Below are 22,586 nucleotides of genomic sequence, written 5' to 3'. Positions count from 1 at the left end.
TTGCCCCATCCGGAGAAGACTGAAAAGCGGCGTGGTTCAGAGGTAGTGATCCGTGTTTTCAGCTGGTTGGCTATAAAGTCGATCGACAAGAGGACGATCGATGGGTTGCCAGTTTTCTATAATGGCGAGAGCGGTGGGAAAGATGCAGATAAGGTTGCCGCCGCGCTGCGGTTGATTCAGAAATTTGACCCTGTTCGATACAGCCGTCTGGTCCGCGATCTCAAACGGATCTGGATTACAATCAATCCAGGTGCCGCTGCGCAATTTGTGAAATCGACTTCGACTTGCGAGCTTGATCGGCGATTTGTTCTAGGCGAGCACACGCTGAGCGACCAGATCGCCAGCGCGATAGTGCATGAGGCGACGCATGCGCGTCTCCATCAGCGAGGCATTGGCTATGAGGAGGAATTGCGCCACCGGGTGGAGTGGGTTTGCATGAGACGTGAACTGGCTTTTGCGGCGAAACTGCCGGACGGGGCGAGTATTCGTCAATGGGTCGAAGCTCGACAAACGGAACCCTCGGATTTTTCCAATGTAGCGATGAATGGTCGGCAAATTGATAGCGCGCGTGATGCCTTGCTCCATCTCAATGCTCCAGGTTGGCTGGCAGACTTGATCGTCTTTTTCGCCCGGCGGCGATATCAGAGGCGTATCAGGCGACAAGAAGCTGAAGCGCATTTCGACAAGCGAAAATGATGCTCCGTTTCGCTTGTGGGGGTTCGCTTCCGCCCAGAGCGGCGATGCCGCCGCCCCCTGCACAAGCGTCCGCAATTTCAGGCCGAGCAGCAAGGATGGGGCTCGCGGGCAATCGTTTCGCTGCTTCTTTCATGCCCACCACTTGACGGAGTTGCTTCCGCATAGGCTGCAAACTGGCGTTCAAGCGCCTTGACTGCACTGCTGCGCCAGCCCTCCGCCAGGGATTCCGACATGGGATCGGGGAAGATTTCCTCTTCGCCGTTCTCCACTCCGTCCAGGATCGCCCGCGCGACAGACTCCGGAGAGGCTTTCGCGATGTCCAGGCCCCGTGTCATGTCCGTGTCCACCGGGCCGGGAAGGACCCTGTGGACGCTGACACCCCGTCCGGCCAAAAGGGTGCGCAACGACTGCGACAGCGAGAACGAGGCCGCCTTCGAGATGGAGTAAGCCGGACTGAACGGCACGGCGGCAATCGAGGCCAGCGACAGAATGTTGACGATGGCTCCCCGCGACCGGGCCAGCAACGGCAGCAGAGCCTGGGTAACGTCGTACGAGCCGAAGAGGTTTACGGCCAGCTGTTGTTCGAGCACACGACGGTCGCTTAGGTCATCGATGGGCGATACGCCGGCGTTGTTGATGAGGATATCGAGAGCATCGATCTTCTCGACGGCCTCCCGGATCTGCGCAGCGTTGGTCACATCCATGGTCAGGGACGTCACACGCCGGTCCGGATGAGCCATCGGTTGGCGGGTTGCGGCATAGACGCGCTTTACGCCTCTGCTCAGGGCTTCCTCGACCAGTGCCCGACCGATGCCCCGATTGGCGCCAGTCACCAGGATGGTTGTACCTTCGATCTTCATTGCGTCTCTCCTAATGCTTATCGTTGTGTTCGAGCCCAGTGCACGGTCTAGCCGCGACTCAAGGTTGGCGCGCCGCAACTCAGGTTGGCTACAGTCGCCGTTGTCGATACGACTGGTTGGTGAGATGGACTTAGCGCCGGATGTCGAAGCCATGGGAGTGACAAGTGTGACGGGATTCCGATGGACTCGCTGATCACGGCCGCGGCGCATGCGCTTGCGGCGGGCGATCCGCTCGGCGCCTTGAAACGGGTTGCGCTGCGCGACGATGCGCCGGCACTGGCGTTGCGCGGTATCGCAATGGCGCAGCTTGGCGACCTGGTTCGGGCGAAGGTTCTTCTCAAGAGGGCGGCGCGCGCATTCAGCCCGAGGGAGGCCGTGGCCCGCGCGCGGTGTATCGTCGCCGAGGCCGAGATCGCGCTCGTCTCGCGCGACCTTACCTGGCCGGCCAAGGCACTCGACGCCGCACGGGCGACGCTTGAAAAGCATGGCGACCGCGTCAACGCCGCGCATGCGCGCAACCTCGACGTTCGGCGCCTGCTGCTGATCGGCCATCTCGACGAAGCCGAGCGCAGGCTGGACGGCTTCGATCCCTCGCCGCTGCCGCCGGCATCGCGGGCCGCCCACGAGCTGGCTGTCGCCGGCATCGCCATCCGCCGCTTGCGGACCGGCCCTGCGCGCGCCGCGCTTGGCCTGGCGGCGCGGGCGGCGCGCGCGTCCGGCATCCCCGCGCTGATCGCGGAGGTGGAGAGCGCATCGCTGGTGCTGGACACGCCGGCCGCACGCCTTGTCGCGCGTGGCGGGGAACGGCCCCTCCTGCTCGACGAAGTCGAAGCGCTCCTGGCGTCGGGGGCGCTCGTGGTGGATGCATGCCGCAATGTCGTGCGGGTCGCAGACACGGTCGTCTCGCTGGCGACCCGCCCGGTGCTGTTCGCGCTGGCCCGCGCGCTGGCCGAAGCCTGGCCGGGGGACGTGGCAAGATCGACGCTCATTGCGCGCGCTTTCCGCGGAAAGGACGCGGACGAATCACATCGCGCACGGTTACGGGTCGAAGTCGGGCGGCTTCGCGCGGAGCTTCGGAGCTTGGCGGATGTGAGCGCGACGAAGCGGGGCTTTGCGCTGGCCCCGCGCCGCGCAGGTGAGGTCGTCGTGCTGGCGCCACCCGTCGAAGAAGAGCATGCCGCCGTGCTCGCCTTCCTCGCCGACGGCGAGTCTTGGTCGAGTTCGGCCCTGTCGATTGCGCTTGGAGCCAGTTCGCGTACCGTGCAGCGAGCGCTCGAGCAGCTCGCCCAGGCCGGCAAGGTGCAGTCGTTCGGCCGCGGACGGGCGCGTCGCTGGATGACCCCGCCGCTGACGGGTTTCCCGACAATCTTGTTACTCCCCGGCCCACTGCCGGGCTACTAGGACGGAATCATGGAACGATCCGCAGCCGAAATCCTTCGAGAATATGGACCCTTTCCGGGTGTCGACCACGTGGACGGCGTTACCTTCGACGGTGAGCATGTCTGGTTTGCCTCAGGCGACAGATTGAACGCCTTCGATCCGGCGAGCGGCAAAGTGGTGCGCTCGATCGACGTCGCGGCACACGCCGGAACGGCCTTCGACGGCCATCACCTCTATCAGATCGCCGAGGATCGCATCCAGAAGATCGATCCGAGGAATGGCCGGGTGCTGGCGTCGATCCCGGCGCCTGGCAATGGCGGTGATTCCGGGCTCGCCTGGGCCGAAGGAACGCTCTGGGTCGGGCAGCATCGGGGCCGAAAGATTCATCAGGTCGATCCCGAGACAGGGGCAATCCTTCGCACCATCGTTTCCAACCGCGTCGTAACCGGGGTCACCTGGGTCGACGGCGAGCTGTGGCATGGCACCTGGGAGGGCGAGGAGAGCGATGTCAGACGGATCGATCCTGAAACGGGAAAGGTCCTTGAGCAGCTCGATATGCCGCCGGGAACAGGCGTGTCGGGGCTCGAATCCGATGGCGGTGACCAGTTTTTCTGTGGCGGCGGAAACAGCGGCAAGATCAGAGCTGTTCGCCGGCCCAAACGAGGCTCTGCGACCAGAATCTGAGTTTTTGCCCTCCGTAGCCGTTTGATTTCGGGACCATTCGAGCTAACTGGTTTTTGCGGTTTTTAGCCCGGTGGTCCGAACCAGGTGTTCATCGCGTCTTGAAGACCATCCTGCGTCCTGTCGCCTACCCAAGCAACATATCCATCGGGTCGGATTAAAACTGCGGTTGGAGCGGAGACCAAACCTAGCGCAGGCAACTCCCATGGATCGTCCCATTTGGCGTAAACCAACTTAATGCGGTCTGACCACGGCTTGATGTCGAGGCTGCCCGGCGCGTCGAGATTCAAGAGCACTGGCCGCGCTTTTTGGAGGAGCGCAAATACGCGCATGGGACCATCAGGCGTGGCCAGGTCGAGGTCAGGAATGCGGCGGCCGACCAGCGGATGCCCCTGGCCGAGGTCGTAATGGATACCAAGTCCGGACATCTCGGCAGCGATCCGTTTGCGAGGCTCCTCCATCCCCAAGGAGCTCTGATACGATTTCACGCAAGGCTTCAGTGCGATCATCAGTACGTTGCAATGCGACCTGTGCCATTGTCGTACGCAACACGCGGGCCGCAACCGGATGCCGCTCGATGTGATAAGTGTCGAGCAAGCGTTCAGGCGATGTTCCTTTCACCACTTGGGCCAACTTCCAACCGAGGTTCACCGCATCCTGCACACCGATATTGAGGCCTTGTCCGCCCACCGGGGAATGCACATGGGCGGCATCGCCCGCTAGGAGAACCCGGCCCTTGCGGTAAGCCGCCGCCTGCCGCGACATGTCCGTGAACCTGGAAATCCAGGTTGGGCTATGGATTCCGTAATCTGTTCCGCATGCGGCGACGAGCGCTTCGCGGAGATCGCGCAGCGTGGGCTCGGTCGTGGCGCCGACATTCTTTTCAGTGACCATGACGCCTATGGGACCTTTATCGGCAAAGACGACCTTGCCGTCACGAATTTCGTACTCTTCCCTGCCGAAGGCATGGATGCCAAGTGCGGTGCGATGAATGCCCAGTGGCGGCTCCTCCGCCATCTCGGCCTCGGCGAGGATGCTGCTGGTCGTCGCATCCCATCCTCGAAACTCAATGCCAGCAGCTTTGCGGACCAGACTGCGGCCTCCATCACACCCGACGAGATAGCTTGCCCGCAGCGACGCACCATCGGACAGTTCGATGGTGACGCCGGCGTCGTCCTGCACGAAACACGTTAATTCACGGGCGCGATAGATCGGCACTGCCAGCTCGCTGACCCATCCAGCGAGAATGCGCTCAATGTGTTTCTGTCTCAGCGCCAGCCCGTAGTTGTGGCGGGTCGGAAAATCGCTGATGTCTAAACGCATCGCCGCGAATCCCGTGACTTGGGCTATTTGTCCTTCGGCGAGGAACCGGTCCGCGATGCCGCGCTGATCGAAAACTTCGAGAGTGCGTGAACTCAGACCTCCAGCACGCGAACCGGCAAGCTCTTGGTTCGGGCGGCGTTCGACAATGGCTACGTCGATGCCTGCCAACGCCAACTCGCCTGCCAGGGTTAGGCCCGTCGGACCTCCTCCGGCAATCACGACTGCATGTTCTGTCATCGGCAAACTCCTCTGGCAGTTACGACTCCCAATGCAATGATCCCAGAGTCCCAGTGGTTGCCGTTTGGGTTAGTTCAGGCTCGCTATCAGTTTTTCGAGCAGGCGTGCGAGCATGATCTGCTCCGGGCGTGCTAACCCAGAAAGTATCTGGTGCTCGTTGGCGACGTGAGCGGTAACCGCCTCGTCAATCAACGCCAGACCCTTTTTAGTCAGCTGCACGACAATGCCGCGGCGATCGTCGGGGTGCGGCCCGCGCTTGATCAGGCCGGATTTCTCGAGCCGATCGAGGCGGTTGGTCATCGCGCCCGACGTCACCATCGTCGCCTCGTAGAGAGCCGTCGGCGTCAGCGCGTATGGCGGCCCGGAACGACGCAGCGTTGCCAGCACATCGAATTCTCCGGATTGCAGCCCGTAACTTGCAAACAGCGGCGCCAGCCGCTCTCGTGCGATCAGCGAGGCGGCCTCGTTCAACCGTCCGAGCACGGCCATCGGCGAGACATCGAGATCCGGCCGTTCCTTTTTCCATTGCCCGATCGCTTTTGCTGCGCGATCCATGTCTCTCACCGTTATGTATCTTGACGTGAAGAATCTTTAGCTTATCTTACCTCAGCTTGCGATATTGGCCAAGTGCCGCGAACGGGCGACGGGACGGTGCGATGAAATTTCTCTGGGACTCGGCGCTTGGCCTTCTGGTTGTCACCGGTGGACTGCTCGGCCTGACGCTGCCGTTCGGCAAGATCGCGACGGCGGCCGGCGTGGCCGCCATGGTCTGGGCCTTCGTCATCTCGCTTGGTGCCGGCGGCGTGCTTTTGTGCGCATTGCTGCTCAACGGGAAGCGCATGCGGCTTACGCCGCACAGGCTGCGCTATTTCTTCGTCACCGCGGCCGTCTCATATGCAATCCCCAATCTGCTGATGTTTTCAGCCATTCCGCATCTGGGCGCCGGGTACAGCGGCATCATGTTCACGCTGTCGCCGGTCGTCACGCTGGTGTTCTCGATGCTGCTCGGCGTCAGGCCCCCGACCATGCTGGGCATCGTCGGCATAGTCGTCGGTTTCGTCGGCGCAGTCATGGTGGCGGTGACGCGCGGCGAAGCGGGCCAGCCGGCCGAATTTTTCTGGGTTGCGATGGGCCTGCTCATCCCGGTCAGCCTCGCCGCCGGCAACATTTACCGTACCGTCGACTGGCCCGAAGGCACCGGCCCGATCGAGCTCGCCGTCGGCAGCCATCTGGCAGCAGCCTTGATGCTGTTTGCCGGCATTCTGGTCCTGCTTGGCGGCAATGCATTCGGCTCGCTCGGCGGCGTGCCGCTGGTTGCTGCGGCACAGGTGGCATCAGCCTCGGCGATGTTCGCCTTCTTCTTCCGCCTGCAAGCGGTCGGCGGCCCGGTCTATCTCAGCCAGATCGGCTACGTCGCGGCGGCGGTCGGGCTGTTTGCCGGGACCCTCTTCCTCGGCGAGCGCTATCAACTGCTGACCTGGGCCGGTGCCGTCATCATCACCGCCGGCGTGTTCATCACCACCAAGGCGCAAAGCCAGAGGCCATAGAGGCCAGAAGGCGTAAGCTTCAGACGGATGCCTTCTCCGCTAGCACCATGTAGTTGACGTCCATGTCCTTCGAGCGCTGCCAGCGGTCGGCGAGCGGGTTGTAGGTGACGCCGCTGCGGTCGATGACGGTCAGGCCGGCGCCGGCAAGCGCCTTTTCCAGTTCCTCGGGGCGCACCAGCTTGCCGAACTGGTGGGTGCCGCGTGGCAGCCAACGCAGCACATATTCGGCGCCGATGATGGCCAGGCCCAGGGCCTTCAGCGTGCGGTTGATGGTGGCGACGAACATGATGCCGCCAGGCTTGACCATCTCGCCGCATTTGGCCAGGAACAGATCGACATTGGCGACATGCTCGACCACTTCCATGTTGAGGATGACGTCGAATTTTTCGCCGGCATCGGCAAGGTCTTCCGCGGTCGTGGCGCGATAATCCACGCTCACGCCGACTTCCGCCGCATGCAGCTTGGCCACTTCGATGTTGGTGGCGGAGGCATCGGCGCCGACCACTTCGGCGCCAAGCCGCGCCATCGGCTCGCACAAAAGCCCGCCGCCGCAGCCGATGTCAAGGAAGCGCAGGCCTTCGAACGGCCGTGCCGCACGCGGATCGCGGCCGAAGCGGGCCGCCACCTGGTCGCGGATATAGGCAAGCCGGATCGGGTTGAACTTGTGCAACGGGCGGAACTTGCCGTTCGGGTTCCACCATTCGGCGGCAAGGGCGGAAAATCGTTCCACCTCTCCGGCATCGATCGTCGATCGTCGGGGCTCTGGCATGGCGTGGTCTCCTCGGACGCTAGGAAGTCGGGCGCGAGGCTGCGAATGTCAAGGCGCGAAATTCACCGCCGGCGGTGCGATGCGCGCGATGCCTTCCGGCGCCGCCTTTTGCCGGCTGCATTTGTGTCAGCACGTGTCAGTTGATGGTGTGCCGGAAGGAAACGCCTAGGCTTTGGCGGACGAAGCAGAGACATCGGGTTCGGAGGAGTGCGCAATGATGCGAGCAGTTGCTTCCATTCTTTGGCGCCGGCTTGACCAGGAAGGCCACGACGCTTGCCTTCTGTCGGAAGCGAGTTCCGGGTGGAACCTCAGGGGACACGCGCTTTTCGTCCAGGACGGCGAGCCGTGCAGCATCGCCTACGAGGCGGACTGCGACGCCGATTGGCATACACGATCGGCGCGCGCCGACGGCTTTCTCGGCACGCAAGAGCTGCATTACAGGGTCGACCGGCTGACCGGGCGCCAATGGACGCTGAACGGCGAGCATCAAGCGGAAGTCGACGGTCTCATCGATGTCGATCTCGGCTTCACGCCCGCCACAAACCTTTTGGCGCTTCGCCGTTTTGCCCTCGATGTCGGTATGGCGACGCCCGCGCCGGCAGCCTATCTGACATTTCCCGAACTCAGGCTCGTTCGCCTCGAGCAAACCTATCGGCGCGTCGATGCTGCACATTACGCCTATGCCGCCCCGATGTTCGGCTACCACGAGACACTGGAGGTCTCGCCGCTCGGTTTCGTCCTCGATTATCCGCGCCTGTGGAGAGCCACGGCACAGCTGGGCTGAAGCGAGCACCATTTTGGCAAGAAGCAGTGCAGGCGCGATGCTGCGCTGGTGTGTCGCCCGGCCGGCAGCGGCGGCACGCCTTGCGAAACGACTGTCATTTGGCTAAGGAGGCCGCGCATTGAGCGCCCGGCCACAGCTTGGCGCAGTTTTCCACTTTTCGGCCTTCGGTCCGGCATCCAGTCAAAGGCATTTCGCTTCTATGGCGCGCATCGTGATGAAATTCGGCGGAACCTCCGTCGCCGACATCGCCCGCATCCGCAATGTGGCGCGTCATGTCAAACGCGAGGTCGACGCCGGCCATGAGGTCGCCGTCGTGGTCTCGGCGATGGCCGGCAAGACCAACGAGCTCGTGCAATGGACACGCGAGGCCTCGCCGATGCACGATGCGCGCGAATATGATGCCGTGGTCGCGTCCGGCGAGCAGGTCACTGCCGGCTTGCTGGCGATCGCGCTGCAGAATATCGGCGTGCATGCCCGCTCCTGGCAAGGCTGGCAGATCCCGATCAAGACCGACAACGCGCATGGCGCGGCGCGCATTCTCGATATCGACGGCGGATTCCTGATCAAGCGCTTCGGCGAAGGCCAGGTGGCGGTGGTCGCCGGTTTCCAAGGCATCGGGCCGGACAACCGGATCGCAACGCTCGGCCGCGGCGGTTCCGATACCAGCGCTGTCGCCGTCGCGGCAGCGGTCAAGGCCGACCGCTGCGATATCTACACCGATGTCGACGGGGTCTATACGACCGATCCGCGCATCGAGCCGAAGGCGCGGCGGCTGGCCAAGATTTCGTTCGAGGAAATGCTCGAAATGGCCTCGCTCGGGGCCAAGGTCCTGCAGGTGCGCTCGGTCGAGCTTGCCATGGTGCATAGGGTGCGTACTTTCGTGCGGTCGTCCTTCGACGATCCCGACGCACCAGGAATGGGGGATTTGCTTAATCCGCCGGGAACGCTTATTTGCGATGAGGAAGAGATCGTGGAACAGCAGGTCGTCACCGGAATTGCCTACGCCAAGGACGAGGCGCAGATTTCGTTGCGCCGCGTCGGCGATCGGCCGGGCGTCGCCGCCGGCATTTTCGGGCCGCTGGCCGAGGCCAACATCAATGTCGACATGATCGTCCAGAATATCTCCGAGGACGGCAAGTTCACTGACATGACCTTCACCGTGCCATCCGGCGACGTCGACAAGGCGCTCGCCGTGCTCGAGCGGCTGAAGGCGACGATCGGCTACGACGTGGTGCAGTCGGAAGCCGGCATGTCGAAGGTCTCGGTCATCGGCATCGGCATGCGCAGCCATGCCGGCGTCGCCGCTACCGCCTTCAAGGCGCTTGCCGACCGCGCGATCAACATCCGCGCCATCACGACGTCCGAAATCAAGATTTCGATCCTGATCGACGGTCCCTATACGGAACTAGCAGTTCGCACTTTGCATTCCGTGTACGGTCTGGATAAGCAGTAGCGGACTGCATCGGCCCGAAAATCGGAATCGATTTTCGGAAGGCAGGATGCAGCGGATCGAAAATCTTGGAGCGGTCTTTATGCGTCCAATTGGACGATGGCGCTCTAATTGAGTTGTTGCGTTTGTGCCGCTGTGCAGGGCAACCTGCACCGGTTGAAACGCTATTGGAGAAGAAGCCGCGATGCGTGATTCGGCCAGTGGCCCGCGCGTTTTGCTGAAACGGCTCCGCGAGCTCATGCAAGAGCCGCTGGAGCCGCAGGAGCGGCTTGACCGAATCGTGCGCGACATCGCCTCCAACATGGTTGCCGAGGTCTGCTCGCTCTATGTGCTGCGCGCCGATTCGGTGCTCGAACTCTACGCCACCGAAGGCCTGAACCCGAACGCCGTCCACCTGGCGCAGCTCAGGCTGGGCCAAGGCTTGGTCGGCACGATCGCGGCCTCGGCGCGGCCGCTCAACCTCTCCAATGCACAGGAGCATCCTGCCTTCGCCTACCTGCCGGAGACAGGGGAAGAAATCTATAATTCCTTCCTCGGCGTGCCGGTGCTGCGGGCAGGGCGGACACTCGGCGTCCTGGTCGTGCAGAACAAGACCATGCGCCATTATCGCGACGACGAGGTCGAGGCGCTGGAAACAACGGCGATGGTGATCGCCGAGATGATCGCCACCGGCGATCTGGAGCGGCTGACAAGGCCCGGCCTCGAGCTCGATCTGCGCCGCCCGGTAAGCTTTACCGGCCTGTCCTTCAACGAAGGCGTCGGTCTCGGCCATGTGGTGCTGCACGAGCCGCGCATTGTCGTCACCAATCTTTTCAACGAGGACAGCGAGGAAGAGGTCAGGCGGCTCGACGCGTCGCTCGGCTCGCTCAGGCTCTCCATCGACGACATGCTGGAGCGCCGCGACGTCGCCTTCGAGGGCGAGCATCGCCAGGTGCTCGAAGCCTATCGCATGTTCGCCAACGACCGCGGCTGGGTGCGCCGGCTCGAGGAGGCGATCCGCAACGGCCTGACGGCCGAAGCGGCGGTCGAAAAGGTGCAGAGCGACATGCGTGCCCGCATGCTGCACATGACCGATCCGTATCTGCGCGAACGGATGAGCGATTTCGACGATCTCGCCAATCGGCTGCTGCGGCAGCTGATGGGGCGCGGACCGGAGGACGTCGCGGCCTCGCTGCCCAAGGACGCCATCATCGTCGCCCGCTCGATGGGGGCTGCCGAGCTGCTCGACTATCCCAGAGACAAGCTGCGCGGGCTGGTGCTGGAGGACGGCGCGGCGACCAGCCATGTCGTCATCGTGGCGCGGGCGATGGGCATACCTGTCGCCGGCCAAATGAAAGGCGCCGTTTCCATGGCGGAAAACGGCGATGCCATCATCGTCGACGGCGAGGAGGGTGCAATCCATCTGCGCCCGCAGCCCGACCTCGAGGCGGCCTATGCCGAGAAAGTGCGTTTCCGGGCGCGGCGGCAGGAGGTCTACCGCGAGCTGCGCAAGAAGCCGTCGGTGACCAAGGACGGTGTCCAGGTCGACCTTCTGATGAATGCCGGGCTGGCGGTCGACCTGCCGCAACTGGCCGAAGCGGGCGCGGCCGGCATCGGCCTGTTCCGCACCGAGCTGCAATTCATGGTCGCCTCGACCTTTCCGCGCGCGGAAGCCCAGGAACGGCTCTATCGTGACGTGCTGGAAGCGGCGCGCGACAAGCCGGTGACGTTCCGCACCATCGATATTGGCGGCGACAAGGTGCTGCCCTATTTCAAGGGCTCGATCCAGGAGGAAAATCCGGCGCTCGGCTGGCGGGCCATCCGCCTGACGCTCGACCGGCCTGGATTGCTGCGCACCCAGATCCGCGCGCTGCTCAAGGCGTGCGGCGGACGCGAACTGAAGCTGATGCTGCCAATGGTGACGGAACTCGGCGAGATCGCGCAGGCGCGCGAGATCATCGATCGCGAGGTGCGGCATCTGTCGCGCTTTGCCCATCATTTGCCGACCAGCCTGAAGCTCGGGGCGATGCTGGAGGTGCCGTCGCTGCTGTTCCAGCTCGACGAACTGATGAAGGCGGTCGATTTCGTCTCGGTCGGCTCGAACGACCTGTTCCAGTTCGTCATGGCGGTGGATCGCGGCAACACCCAATTGTCCGACCGCTTCGACCCGCTGTCGACGCCGTTCCTGCGTGTTTTGAAGCAAATTGCCGATGCCGGGGCGCGCAACCAGACGCCGGTGACCTTGTGCGGCGAACTGGCCGGCAAGCCGATTTCGGCGATGGCGCTGATCGGCCTTGGCTATCGCTCGATCTCGATGTCGCCGGCATCGATCGGCCCGGTCAAGGCGATGCTGACGGAACTGCCGCTCAGCGAGTTGGAAGCGTTCTTCGACGACAATCTGATGGCGCCGGCGCATGGCCTGCCGATGCGGGCGCTGCTGCAAGCCTTTGCCGACGACCGCTCTATACCGCTATAGACTTCGCCATGATCAACCTGCCCCGCGACCGTATGGATCAAGTCGTCAAGCGTTTCGACATGCTCGAAGCGCAGATGTCGGCCGGGCCGGCGGCGGACGCCTATGTCAGGATGGCCTCCGAATATGCCGACATCCAGGAGATGGTGGCAAAGATCAGGGCGCTGCGCGCCGCCGAGCGCGAACAGGCCGATCTGGAGGCGATGCTCGCCGACAAGGGCACCGACGCCGAGATGCGGGCCTTGGCCGAGGCCGACCTGCCGGAGGTCAAGCATCACATCGAGGCGCTGCAGAAGGACATCCAGATCCTGCTGTTGCCCAAGGATGCCGCCGACGACAAGAACGCCATCCTCGAGATCCGCGCCGGCACCGGCGGCGACGAGGCGGCGCTTTTCGCCGGCGACCTGTTTCGCATGTACGAGCGCTATGCCGCGGCGCATGGCTGGCGTTTCGAGACGGTGTCGGCCAGCGAGGGTGAGGTCGGCGGCTACAAGGAAATCATCGCCACCGTTTCGGGCAAGGGCGTCTTTGCCCATCTGAAGTTCGAATCCGGCGTGCACCGGGTGCAGCGCGTGCCGACGACCGAGGCGGGCGGACGCATTCATACCTCGGCGGCGACGGTCGCGGTGCTGCCGGAAGCCGAAGAAGTCGACATCGACATCAGGGCCGATGACATCCGCATCGACACGATGCGCGCCTCGGGTTCCGGCGGCCAGCACGTCAACACCACCGATTCGGCCGTGCGCATCACCCATCTTCCGACCGGCATCATGGTGGTGCAGGCGGAAAAGTCGCAGCACCAGAACCGGGCGAAGGCCATGCAGATCCTGCGCGCCAGGCTCTACGACCTCGAGCGCAGCAAGGCGGACGAGGAACGTTCCGAATCGCGCAAGTCGCAGGTCGGCTCGGGCGACCGCTCGGAACGCATCCGCACCTATAATTTTCCGCAGGGTCGCGTCACCGATCATCGTATCAACCTGACGCTCTATAAGCTCGACCGGGTGATGATGGGCGAACTCGACGAGATCATCGACGCGCTGATAGCCGATCACCAGTCGAAGCTGCTCGCCGATATCGGCATCGATGGCTGACAGCCTGCCCGCCACGCTGGCGCCGCTGCTGCGGGAGGCGCAAAACCGGCTCGCCGCAGCCGGGATCGCGGATCCGGCGCTCGATGCCAGGCTGATCGTCGAGCATTTTTCCGGCACCAGTCGCACGCAGGCCATCGCCGATCCCGGGCGCGCTGTCGATACGGACGTGACGGCGGTAATCGAAGCCGCCTTGCGGCGGCGCATCGCCGGCGAGCCGGTACACCGGATCCTTGGCTACCGCGAATTCTATGGCTTGCGCCTTTCGCTTTCGCCGCAAACGCTGGAGCCGCGGCCGGATACCGAAACGCTGGTCGAGGCGGTGCTGCCCTTCGTCAAGGCAATGGCGGCACGCGAAGGCGGCTGCCGCATCCTCGATCTCGGGACCGGCACCGGTGCCATCGCGCTGGCGCTGCTCAGCGCCGTTCCGGCCGCGACCGCCACCGGCGTCGATATTTCGCAAGAGGCGCTGGCCACAGCCATGCGTAATGCCGGGGAATTGGGGCTCGCCGGCCGGTTCACGCCGCTCAAATCCGACTGGTTTGAAAAAGTTTCTGGCCGGTACCATGTAATTGTCGCAAACCCTCCCTATATACCCTCAGACGACATTGGAAATCTGCAGGACGAGGTCCGCGGTTTCGATCCACGCCAGGCCCTCGATGGCGGCGTGGACGGTCTGAGCCCCTACAGGAAAGTCGCCGCGGGAGCGGCAGCGTATTTGGAACTCCAAGGCAGGATTGCGGTCGAGATCGGCCATACGCAGCACCAACAGGTTACGGAGATATTCTCCGCGGCCGGGTACCGTTCGGTCGGGGTGTTTCGTGATCTCGGCGGAAACGACAGAGTTCTTGTGTTCGAACGGTGGAAGCCGTGATGCAGTGCGAAAAAAGCGCTTGGCAATACCGGGGAATGCGGCTAGGGTCGCGTTAACCGGATGAGACGAAGCAGGCAGTGCTCTTAGCGATTCGGTTTTCCTTGGAAATAGCTGCCTTCTTGCGCAAACGACGCCCAAGCTTCGTGCGGGAATCGTCCGGCAAGTGAAGTAACCGGAACAGGATGGCACGTGGCGCCAACGCAATTGATGCGGGCGAACGCCGGTGAAGGAACGAAACGGCTGGCTGCATGAGCGCCTCCGTTCGTGAAGAGTTTTTCGAAAATTTCAAAGTGAAGAGAGTCTAATGAGGCCACAACAGCAAAACAGGCGCATGCGCGGTCGCAACAACAGTGGCGGCGGCAACAACAATAACAACAACAATCGTAAGGGGCCGAATCCCCTGACGCGTAACTATGAGAGCAACGGCCCGGACGTGAAGATCCGCGGATCGGCTCAGCAGATTGCCGAGAAGTACGCAACCCTTGCCCGTGACGCGCAAAGCTCCGGCGACCGGGTGATGGCGGAAAACTATCTCCAGCATGCAGAGCACTATAACCGCATCATCGCAGCCGCTCAGGCGCAGATGCCGATCCAGAACGCGCAGCAGAATCGAGACGATTTCGACGATGACGGCGACGAGGATCGCGACGAGTTCGACAACGCCGGCAACAACAATGCCAACGAGGCATCGGCTTCGGCCAATCACGGTGCCGGCCCGCAGCCGGTCATCGATGGCACGCCGGCCGAGCTGGCTCTGAACCAGGAAAACAGCCGCGACAATCGGGGCGGCCGCGATAACCGTGACGGACGCGACAACACTGGCGGACGCCACCGCGACCGTCGCCCCAATGGCGGTTACGGCCAGAACGGCCAGCGCGGCGAGTATGGCGCGCGCGGCGAGCAGCAGGGTGGACAGCGCGTCGAACAGCCACGGCGCGACGAGACGCCGGCGCAGGCGGAGCCCGTACCGGCCGCTGAGCCGGTCTTTGTGAGCGAGCCCGCACCGCAATTCGAAAACCTTTCGCCGGCGGGTCTCGCCGCCCAGGCCGAGCTCAACGAAGCCGCGGCCGAAAACAGCCCGGCACGCCGCCCCAGGCGTCCGCGTCGCCCGCGCCTTGATGTCGAACAGGCGAATGGCGGCAACGACAATGCCGGCCCTGACAGTGCCGAGACTGGCAATGTTGATGCGGCGCCGGCTGAAGACGCTGGCGGTCAACCTATTATTGCCGACGTCGAGGATTGATCGAAGAAACGTTCAGGCAATCTTAGCGTACCCTAGGCGGCGGAGAGAAATCTCCGCCGTTTTTGTTTGCGCGCTCGGAATATTATGCGTTCGCCAGTGTCGAGGCGTCTTGAGGGTCCGTGGTTTGCGTCCCATATCTTGCCTGAACAGGATCCGGCTCGAACGGGCGGGTCCGTCACCGCAATCTGATCCGGTGCCGCGAAGCGGGCCGGTGACGGAAGGAGACAGGCATGAATCTTGAAAAATATTCCGAGCGCGTGCGCGGCTTTATCCAGTCCGCGCAAACCATGGCGCTCTCCGGCAGCCACCAGCAATTCACTCCCGAGCATATTCTTAAGGTCCTTGTCGATGACGACGAGGGCCTGGCGGCGTCGCTGATCGAGCGCGCCGGCGGCAATGTCCGTGACGTCAAGCTCGGCGTCGAAACGGCACTGGAGGCAATGCCCAAGGTCGAGGGCGGCAATGGCCAGCTCTATCTGGCGCAGCCGCTGGCAAAGGTGTTTTCGACCGCCGAGGAACTGGCCAAGAAGGCCAGTGACAGCTTCGTTACCGTCGAACGGCTATTGCAGGCGCTGGCCATGGAAAAATCGGCCAAGACCGCCGACATCCTGTCCAAGGCGGGTGTCACGCCGCAGGCGCTGAACCAGGTCATCAACGACGTACGCAAAGGTCGCACTGCCGATTCGGCGAGCGCCGAGCAGGGCTACGACGCGCTGAAGAAATACGCGCGCGACCTGACGGCGGACGCCCGCGCGGGCAAGCTCGATCCGGTCATCGGCCGCGACGACGAAATCCGCCGCACCATCCAGGTGCTGTCGCGCCGCACCAAGAACAACCCAGTGCTGATCGGCGAACCCGGCGTCGGCAAGACGGCGATCGCCGAAGGGCTGGCGCTGCGCATCGTCAATGGCGATGTGCCGGAATCGCTCAAGGACAAGCAGCTGATGGCGCTCGACATGGGGTCGCTGATCGCCGGCGCCAAGTACCGCGGCGAGTTCGAGGAGCGGCTGAAGGCGGTACTTTCCGAAGTCACGTCTGCCGCCGGCGGCATCATTCTGTTCATCGACGAGATGCACACGCTGGTCGGTGCCGGCAAGGCGGATGGCGCCATGGACGCGTCGAACCTGCTGAAGCCGGCGCTCGCCCGCGGCGAACTGCATTGTGTCGGCGCAACCACGCTCGACGAATACCGCAAGCATGTCGAGAAGGATGCGGCCCTTGCCCGCCGCTTCCAGCCGGTCTTCGTCAATGAGCCGACGGTCGAAGACACTGTCTCGATCCTGCGCGGCCTGAAAGAGAAATACGAGCAGCACCACAAGGTGCGCATCTCGGATTCGGCACTGGTCGCGGCCGCAACCCTGTCCAACCGCTACATCGCTGACCGCTTCCTGCCGGACAAGGCGATCGACCTGGTCGACGAGGCCGCGTCGCGGCTCCGCATGCAGGTCGATTCGAAGCCCGAGGCGCTGGACGAGATCGACCGCCGCATCATGCAGCTCAAGATCGAGCGCGAGGCGCTGAAGGTCGAGAAGGACGATGCCTCGAAGGACCGGCTCGCGCGGCTCGAGAAGGAACTCTCGAACCTCGAGGAGGAATCGACCGAGCTGACCTCGAAATGGCAGGCCGAGAAGCAGAAGCTCGGGCTTGCCGCCGACCTCAAGAAGCAGCTCGACGAGGCGCGCAACGAACTTGCCATTGCCCAGCGCAAGGGCGAATTCCAGCGCGCCGGCGAACTTGCCTATGGCAAGATCCCGGAACTCGAAAAGCAGCTGAAGCAGGCCGAAGCCAGGGATGGCAAGGCCGGCATGGTCGAGGAAGTGGTCGGTCCCGATCACGTCGCCCATATCGTCTCGCGCTGGACGGGGATCCCGGTCGACAAGATGCTGGAAGGCGAGCGCGACAAGCTGTTGCGCATGGAAGACGAGGTCGGCAAGCGCGTCGTCGGCCAGGGCGAGGCGGTGCAGGCAGTGTCGAAAGCCGTGCGCCGTGCGCGCGCCGGCCTTCAGGACCCGAACCGGCCGCTCGGCTCGTTCATGTTCCTCGGACCGACGGGCGTCGGCAAGACCGAATTGACCAAGGCGCTGGCCAGCTTCCTGTTCGACGACGAGAGCGCCATGGTGCGCATCGACATGTCGGAGTTCATGGAGAAGCACTCGGTCGCCCGGCTGATCGGCGCGCCTCCCGGCTATGTCGGCTATGAGGAAGGCGGCGCGCTGACCGAAGCGGTGCGGCGCCGGCCCTATCAGGTCGTGCTGTTCGACGAGATCGAGAAGGCGCATCCTGATGTCTTCAACGTGCTGCTGCAGGTGCTCGACGACGGCCGGCTGACCGATGGGCAGGGCCGCACGGTCGATTTCCGCAACACGCTGATCATCATGACATCGAACCTCGGCGGCGAATATCTGGTCAATCTCGGCGAGGACCAGGATGTCGACGTCGTGCGCGACGAGGTGATGAATGTCGTCAGGGCTTCGTTCCGGCCGGAATTCCTCAACCGCATCGACGAGGTAATCCTGTTCCACCGGCTGCGCCGGCAGGATATGGGTCGTATCGTCGAGATCCAGCTCAAGCGCCTGGAAAACCTGCTTGTCGACCGCAAGATCGCGCTTTCGCTCGATCAGGAGGCGATCGACTGGCTAGCGGCCAAGGGTTACGACCCGGCCTATGGCGCGCGGCCGCTGAAGCGGGTGATGCAGAAGGAATTGCAGGACCCGCTGGCGGAAAAGATCCTGCTCGGCGAGATCCTCGACGGCTCGACCGTCAAGGTCACCGCTGGGTCCGACCGCTTGAACTTCCGCTCGAAGCCGGCAGTCGTGGCAACCGAAGCGGCCGCCTGAGCTCAAGCCAAGAGCCTGTTCCATCCCGATCGAATCGGGATGGAATTCCTATCTTCAATCTCGACCATGATCCTTTCCGAAAAACCGGCATACCCTTTTGTTACGCCGGCCTTCGGTTCATGGTCTGAAACTTGGTGGGGCGCAGATGACGTTGGACGACTACAATAGTTTCTGCGCCTCGCTGCCTTCGACGATCCATGTCGTGCAGTGGGGCGGCGCCCATGTCTGGAAGGTCGGCGGCAAGGTCTTCGCGATCGGCGGCTGGAGTGAGGGCAAGGAGCCGTTCGTTACCTTCAAATGCTCCGACATCGCCTATGACGTGCTGAGGGAGCAGCCGGGCCTTCGGCCCGCGCCCTATCTTGCCTCACGCGGCATGAAATGGATCCAGCGCCAGACCGGCGAAAGCATGGATGATGGCGCGCTGAAGGATTACCTGCGCGAAAGCCACCGTCTTGTCGTGCTGAAGCTGACGAAGCAGGCGCGCAAGGAATTGCGGCTCGCTGCCGGTTAATCGGTCAGAAATCCGCCATCTTCATGCCCGGTTCATATTGGAACCTTATCGTTGGCAACTGATTTGCTGGCGAAGGGGTTCGCCTACCACATCGGCCCGAAATCGAGTTTTGATTTTCGCAAAGCACGATGCGGAGATTTAAAGCGTTAGAGCGTCCTTTGCGCGTCGAAAAGACGCGCGGCGCTTTGAAGAGACAATGCCGGCGGCGGCAATTACGGACCGGAGAATTTGGCCATCATGTTGCGCACCATCTTCACCCTTTCAGCGCTTGCTGCCGGGCTGCTGGCGTCGAATGCGATGGCCTCGCCAATAGTGGATACCGCGCCACGGGTGGTTCGTGCCGCCAATGGCGGCGGCATTCTTGTAGCCCAGAACGGCAATCTCGATATCTACTACGATGCCAGGGGAAACCGCGTCATCGTCGATGCGGAGACCGGCAAGGTCATCGCCATCCAGCCGCCGCAGACCAGGCTCGACCGCCGCGCCTTGCGCCGCGAGCGCTTGCGCAACCTGGGACCGGTCGAGGACGACCCCTATTATCTCGACGACCCTGAGGACACGGCGCGGTTCCGCCGCAGGCAGATGGAAGACGAGGGCAGGGTCATCATACCGCCGGCTGACGAGTACGACCCCTATGGCGACAATTCGGTGGAAGCCTTCCCCGAAGCGCCACGGGATGACGGCTACGGCAACGGTTATCCGGAGGCAGCGCAGCCGGTAAAGCCGCGCACCATCGAGCGCCAGCCGCTCAACGAGGCCTCGATCGAGCCGGTCGAGCCGACGGTGCCGAACGAGCAGGCGGCCTTACCGCCAGACACAGCCCCGCCGCCAAGCACTGGCGGCAAGACGGCGGTCGACCCGTCGCTTGCGCTCGGCGCCCGCGAGGACGTGGCGGCACTGCAGGTGCTGCTCGACCGTGCCGGTGCATCGCCCGGCGTCATCGACGGACGCTTCGGCTCGAATGTCGACAAGGCACTCGCCGCCTATAACGAAATCACCGGCAGCAATCTGAAATCGACCGACGCGGTCGGTATCCAGGCGGCCCTGGCGCAATCCGGTGGCGATGCCTTCGCCTCCTACACGATCACGCCCGAGGATGCGGCCGGCCCCTATGTCGCCTCGATACCGGAGGACTACAGCCAAAAGGCCCAGCTCGATCGGATGGGCTACACGTCGGTACCCGAAGCGCTGGCCGAGCGCTTCCATATGGATGAAACCTATCTGAACAAGCTCAATCCGGACGCCAATTTCAATCGTCCGGGCACCATCATCAAGGTCGCCAATTTCGGCAGGCTGGTGGCGACGCCGGTGGCGCGCATCATCGCCGACAAGTCCAATAAGCAGGTCCGCGCCTATGATGCTGCGGGCAAGCTGGTCGCAGCCTATCCGGCGACTATCGGCTCGTCCGACACGCCGTCGCCGTCCGGCACGCATGCGGTGTCGCGTGTCGCATTGGACCCGAACTACACCTACAACCCGAACATCAATTTCAAGCAGGGCGAAAACGACAGGATCCTGACCATCCCGCCGGGGCCGAACGGCCCGGTCGGCTCGGTCTGGATTGCGCTGGACAAGCCGACCTACGGCATTCACGGCACGCCGGATCCGTCCAAGATCGGCAAGACCGAAAGCCATGGCTGCGTGCGGCTGACCAATTGGGACGCGCGCGAGCTTGCCAAGATCGTGACGCCCGGCGTTATCGTGGAGTTCGTCGACTAAAGCGCAACGCCTTCGCCCGAATCACCCGATGACCTTGCGCAGCAGTGGCGCGCGCAGCGCTGCGGCATAGATCAGCTGCACCACCAGGATGAAGCCGACGCTGAGCAACGGGCTGATCAGGCAGAGTGCAGCGCCGACGGCCCACAGGATCTGTGCCTTGACGATGCGCAGATAGACCGTTCGGGTGGTCTCCGCGTCGACACCTTCGGCCAGAAATCCGTTTTTGTCCGCGTAGCGCCAACTGGCGAGCAGCGTCAGTCCGAGCATCAAAAGATTGAACCAGTACACGAGCACCGCAGTCCTGAATTCGAGGAAGTCGGCGAGAAGGTCGGTCGAGAACGGCAGCAAGGCGATGAAGCCGAGGACACAGAGGTTCAGCGTGGCAAGCCGCCGGTCGGATTTTGCAATCAGCCCGTGTTGCGCCTGCTGGCCGAACCAGAAGATGGTCAGCGTCAGGAAGCTGAGCGCATAGGTCAGGAAGCGCGGCGCCAGTGCTGTGATCGCTGTGATCAACTCGCGTTCGGAATGCACCGTTTCATGCGCCGGCACCCTGATCTCGAGAACGATCAGGGTGAGCGCGATGGCGAACACGCCGTCGGTGATGCCGACGACGCGCCCGCGTCCTTCCGCCGAGGGTTCGAGCGGTCGTTTCATGCGGTATTTCCCCCTTGCCTGTAGCGCTGCGAGAAGCTTAGCACGGCACTTGCCGTTTGCACCCTGAGCGGCGTGATCCTGCCTGTGTGGCCAGGTTGGGCCTGGTTTCAACGAGAACAGCGTGCTGGCCGGTTGTCGCCGGCGCGCCGGCGATCTAGGTAAGGCGGCATGCACACGCCAACCAAAGTCGGTACCGGCGCCGTTCCCCTGACCGGCTCACTTCCCGCCGATACGTTCTGTCCGCAGGCGCAGCGGCGGTTCGTGCTGATCGCCGCGATCCTGGCTTCTGCGCTCGGCTTCATCGACGGGTCGGTCCTGGCCATTGCGACGCCGGCGATCCGCGTCGACCTCGGCGCCAGCCTCGCCGAGGCACAATGGATTTCCAATGCCTACGCATTGACACTCTCAGCCCTCATTCTCGTCGGCGGCGCCGCCGGCGATCGCTTCGGCCTGCGCCACTCCTTCGTCGCCGGCATCGTCCTGTTCATTGCCGCCTCGCTTGCCTGCGCGCTGGCGCCTAACCCGACGGTGCTTATTGCGTTTCGGGCTATCCAGGGTGTCGGAGCGGCCATCATGGTGCCGGGCAGCCTGGCCATTATCGCCAAAGCCTATCCGAAAAAGGAACGCGGCCGGGCGATCGGCATCTGGGCCGCAGCATCAGCACTGACGACGGCGCTCGGCCCGGTGCTGGGCGGCTTCGTGCTGTCGGCGTTCGGCGACGGCATCTGGCGGGCGATCTTCGCCATCAATCTGCCGCTCGGCCTTATCTCGGTCTATCTTCTGCTGGCCAAGGTCCCTGCCGACGCGCCGGCGGAAAAGCGCGGCCTCGATCTCGGCGGCGCTGCACTCGCCATATTGGCGTTCGGAGCTCTCGCTTACGGTCTGACCTCGATGAGCGGCGACGGGGAGGGGCTGATGTCCGGCCCGAGTATTGCCGCCGGTGCGGTTTTGCTCGTCGTGTTCATCGTCTTCGAGCGCCGGCGGCGCGAGCCGATGATCGAGCTGTCGTTGTTTCGAATCGGCGCGTTCGCGGGCGCCAATGTGGCGACCTTCTTCCTTTATTTCGCGCTGTCGGCCAATCTGTTCTATCTGCCGATGCTCATGATCGCCGGATGGGGGCTGAGCGCGGCCGAGGTCGGTTTCATCTTCCTGCCGCTTTCGGCATTGATCGCAGTGTTGTCCGGACCGGTCGGCCAGTGGTCCGACCGCATCGGGCCTCGCTTTCCGATCGCCAGCGGCAGTCTGGTTGTGGCTCTTGCCTTTGCCGGACTTGCCCTGCTGGCCTATTGGGGCATCCACAATTTCTGGATCGGGGTATTCCCGCTGATGGCTCTGATGGGGTTCGGCATGGCGCTGGTGGTATCGCCGCTGTCGAGCCGGGGGCGGTGGCGGGGGGGGGGCGGACGCAAGCGGTGGGGGCCCGGGCAGCCACACACACCCCCGCCCCACCGCGCGCGGCTTTAGGGATGGGGGGGGGCGGT

Annotated in this window: 17 protein-coding genes and 2 pseudogenes; 14 read left to right on the top strand and 5 right to left on the bottom strand. The window is 63.4% G+C overall.

Annotation, left to right across the window (positions count from 1 at the left end):
• Entirely contained in the window at window positions 1–696 is a 696-nt protein-coding gene (locus tag NKI17_RS31880; protein WP_352570520.1) for a hypothetical protein, read from the top strand.
• A 77-nt stretch (window positions 697–773) separates the two neighbouring features.
• Here NKI17_RS31880 and NKI17_RS31875 read toward each other — a convergent pair whose 3' ends face one another.
• The gene (locus NKI17_RS31875; RefSeq protein ID WP_352621691.1) at window positions 774–1,556 is read right to left on the bottom strand and encodes an SDR family NAD(P)-dependent oxidoreductase; all 783 of its coding nucleotides are present in this window, start codon (window positions 1,554–1,556) and stop codon (window positions 774–776) included.
• A 180-nt stretch (window positions 1,557–1,736) separates the two neighbouring features.
• Between NKI17_RS31875 and NKI17_RS31870 the strand changes: the two genes are divergently transcribed.
• Window positions 1,737–2,957 carry a winged helix-turn-helix domain-containing protein gene (locus NKI17_RS31870; protein WP_352621692.1) on the top strand — a complete coding sequence of 407 codons (1,221 nt, stop codon included), beginning with the start codon at window positions 1,737–1,739 and terminating at the stop codon, window positions 2,955–2,957.
• A gap of 9 nt (window positions 2,958–2,966) precedes the next feature.
• Window positions 2,967–3,620, top strand: coding sequence for a Vgb family protein (locus NKI17_RS31865; protein ID WP_352907380.1), 654 nt, complete (start codon window positions 2,967–2,969; stop codon window positions 3,618–3,620).
• 62 nt (window positions 3,621–3,682) lie between these two features.
• On the opposite strand, the pseudogene NKI17_RS31860 reads toward NKI17_RS31865, so the two are convergent.
• Both NKI17_RS31860 and NKI17_RS31855 read right to left on the bottom strand, forming a co-directional pair.
• Window positions 3,683–5,177 (bottom strand): annotated as a pseudogene (locus NKI17_RS31860) (FAD-dependent monooxygenase).
• A gap of 69 nt (window positions 5,178–5,246) precedes the next feature.
• A complete protein-coding gene (locus tag NKI17_RS31855; protein WP_352471319.1) occupies window positions 5,247–5,732 on the bottom strand; it encodes a MarR family winged helix-turn-helix transcriptional regulator in 486 nt (161 codons plus the stop codon).
• Between the two features lie 101 nt (window positions 5,733–5,833).
• Here NKI17_RS31855 and NKI17_RS31850 point away from each other — a divergent pair, with 101 nt between their 5' ends.
• Window positions 5,834–6,724, top strand: coding sequence for a DMT family transporter (locus NKI17_RS31850; protein ID WP_352907379.1), 891 nt, complete (start codon window positions 5,834–5,836; stop codon window positions 6,722–6,724).
• Between the two features lie 19 nt (window positions 6,725–6,743).
• Here NKI17_RS31850 and ubiG read toward each other — a convergent pair whose 3' ends face one another.
• Window positions 6,744–7,493 carry a bifunctional 2-polyprenyl-6-hydroxyphenol methylase/3-demethylubiquinol 3-O-methyltransferase UbiG gene (ubiG, locus tag NKI17_RS31845; RefSeq protein WP_352907377.1) on the bottom strand — a complete coding sequence of 250 codons (750 nt, stop codon included), beginning with the start codon at window positions 7,491–7,493 and terminating at the stop codon, window positions 6,744–6,746.
• A gap of 214 nt (window positions 7,494–7,707) precedes the next feature.
• Here ubiG and NKI17_RS31840 point away from each other — a divergent pair, with 214 nt between their 5' ends.
• From NKI17_RS31840 to NKI17_RS31800, 9 genes are all read left to right on the top strand, one after another.
• Complete coding sequence (locus NKI17_RS31840) at window positions 7,708–8,277, top strand: putative glycolipid-binding domain-containing protein (protein ID WP_352907376.1); 570 nt, start codon at window positions 7,708–7,710, stop codon at window positions 8,275–8,277.
• A gap of 199 nt (window positions 8,278–8,476) precedes the next feature.
• Window positions 8,477–9,730, top strand: a complete 1,254-nt coding sequence (locus tag NKI17_RS31835; RefSeq protein ID WP_352725790.1) for an aspartate kinase — start codon at window positions 8,477–8,479, stop codon at window positions 9,728–9,730.
• 181 nt (window positions 9,731–9,911) lie between these two features.
• Window positions 9,912–12,182, top strand: coding sequence for a phosphoenolpyruvate--protein phosphotransferase (gene ptsP / locus NKI17_RS31830; protein WP_352471315.1), 2,271 nt, complete (start codon window positions 9,912–9,914; stop codon window positions 12,180–12,182).
• Between the two features lie 8 nt (window positions 12,183–12,190).
• Entirely contained in the window at window positions 12,191–13,270 is a 1,080-nt protein-coding gene (gene prfA, locus NKI17_RS31825; protein WP_352570515.1) for a peptide chain release factor 1, read from the top strand.
• On the top strand, window positions 13,263–14,141 hold the full coding sequence (gene prmC / locus NKI17_RS31820) for a peptide chain release factor N(5)-glutamine methyltransferase (RefSeq protein WP_352907374.1): 879 nt from the start codon (window positions 13,263–13,265) through the stop codon (window positions 14,139–14,141). The genes prfA and prmC overlap by 8 nt, the downstream gene beginning before the upstream one ends.
• Before the next feature lie 331 nt (window positions 14,142–14,472).
• Window positions 14,473–15,384: a DUF4167 domain-containing protein gene (locus tag NKI17_RS31815; protein ID WP_352907373.1), complete on the top strand. Its 912-nt coding sequence runs from the start codon at window positions 14,473–14,475 to the stop codon at window positions 15,382–15,384.
• Between the two features lie 230 nt (window positions 15,385–15,614).
• Window positions 15,615–18,221, top strand: coding sequence for an ATP-dependent chaperone ClpB (gene clpB, locus NKI17_RS31810; RefSeq protein WP_352907372.1), 2,607 nt, complete (start codon window positions 15,615–15,617; stop codon window positions 18,219–18,221).
• Window positions 18,222–18,366: 145 nt separating this feature from the next.
• Entirely contained in the window at window positions 18,367–18,732 is a 366-nt protein-coding gene (locus tag NKI17_RS31805; RefSeq protein WP_352646609.1) for an MmcQ/YjbR family DNA-binding protein, read from the top strand.
• Window positions 18,733–18,969: 237 nt separating this feature from the next.
• The gene (locus tag NKI17_RS31800; protein ID WP_352577123.1) at window positions 18,970–20,451 is read left to right on the top strand and encodes a L,D-transpeptidase family protein; all 1,482 of its coding nucleotides are present in this window, start codon (window positions 18,970–18,972) and stop codon (window positions 20,449–20,451) included.
• Window positions 20,452–20,472: 21 nt separating this feature from the next.
• Here the strand turns inward: NKI17_RS31800 and NKI17_RS31795 are convergent, their stop codons facing one another.
• Complete coding sequence (locus NKI17_RS31795) at window positions 20,473–21,105, bottom strand: TMEM175 family protein (RefSeq protein ID WP_352646607.1); 633 nt, start codon at window positions 21,103–21,105, stop codon at window positions 20,473–20,475.
• Between the two features lie 168 nt (window positions 21,106–21,273).
• Here NKI17_RS31795 and NKI17_RS31790 point away from each other — a divergent pair.
• Window positions 21,274–22,482: pseudogene (locus NKI17_RS31790) on the top strand (MFS transporter); the annotation flags it as partial.
• Between the last annotated feature and the right edge of the window lie 104 nt (window positions 22,483–22,586).

It is taken from the genome of Mesorhizobium sp. M0816, assembly GCF_040320005.1.
GTDB lineage: Bacteria > Pseudomonadota > Alphaproteobacteria > Rhizobiales > Rhizobiaceae > Mesorhizobium.
The sequence above is the reverse complement of the archived record's forward strand: the minus strand, read 5'-3'. Positions and strand labels throughout refer to the sequence as shown.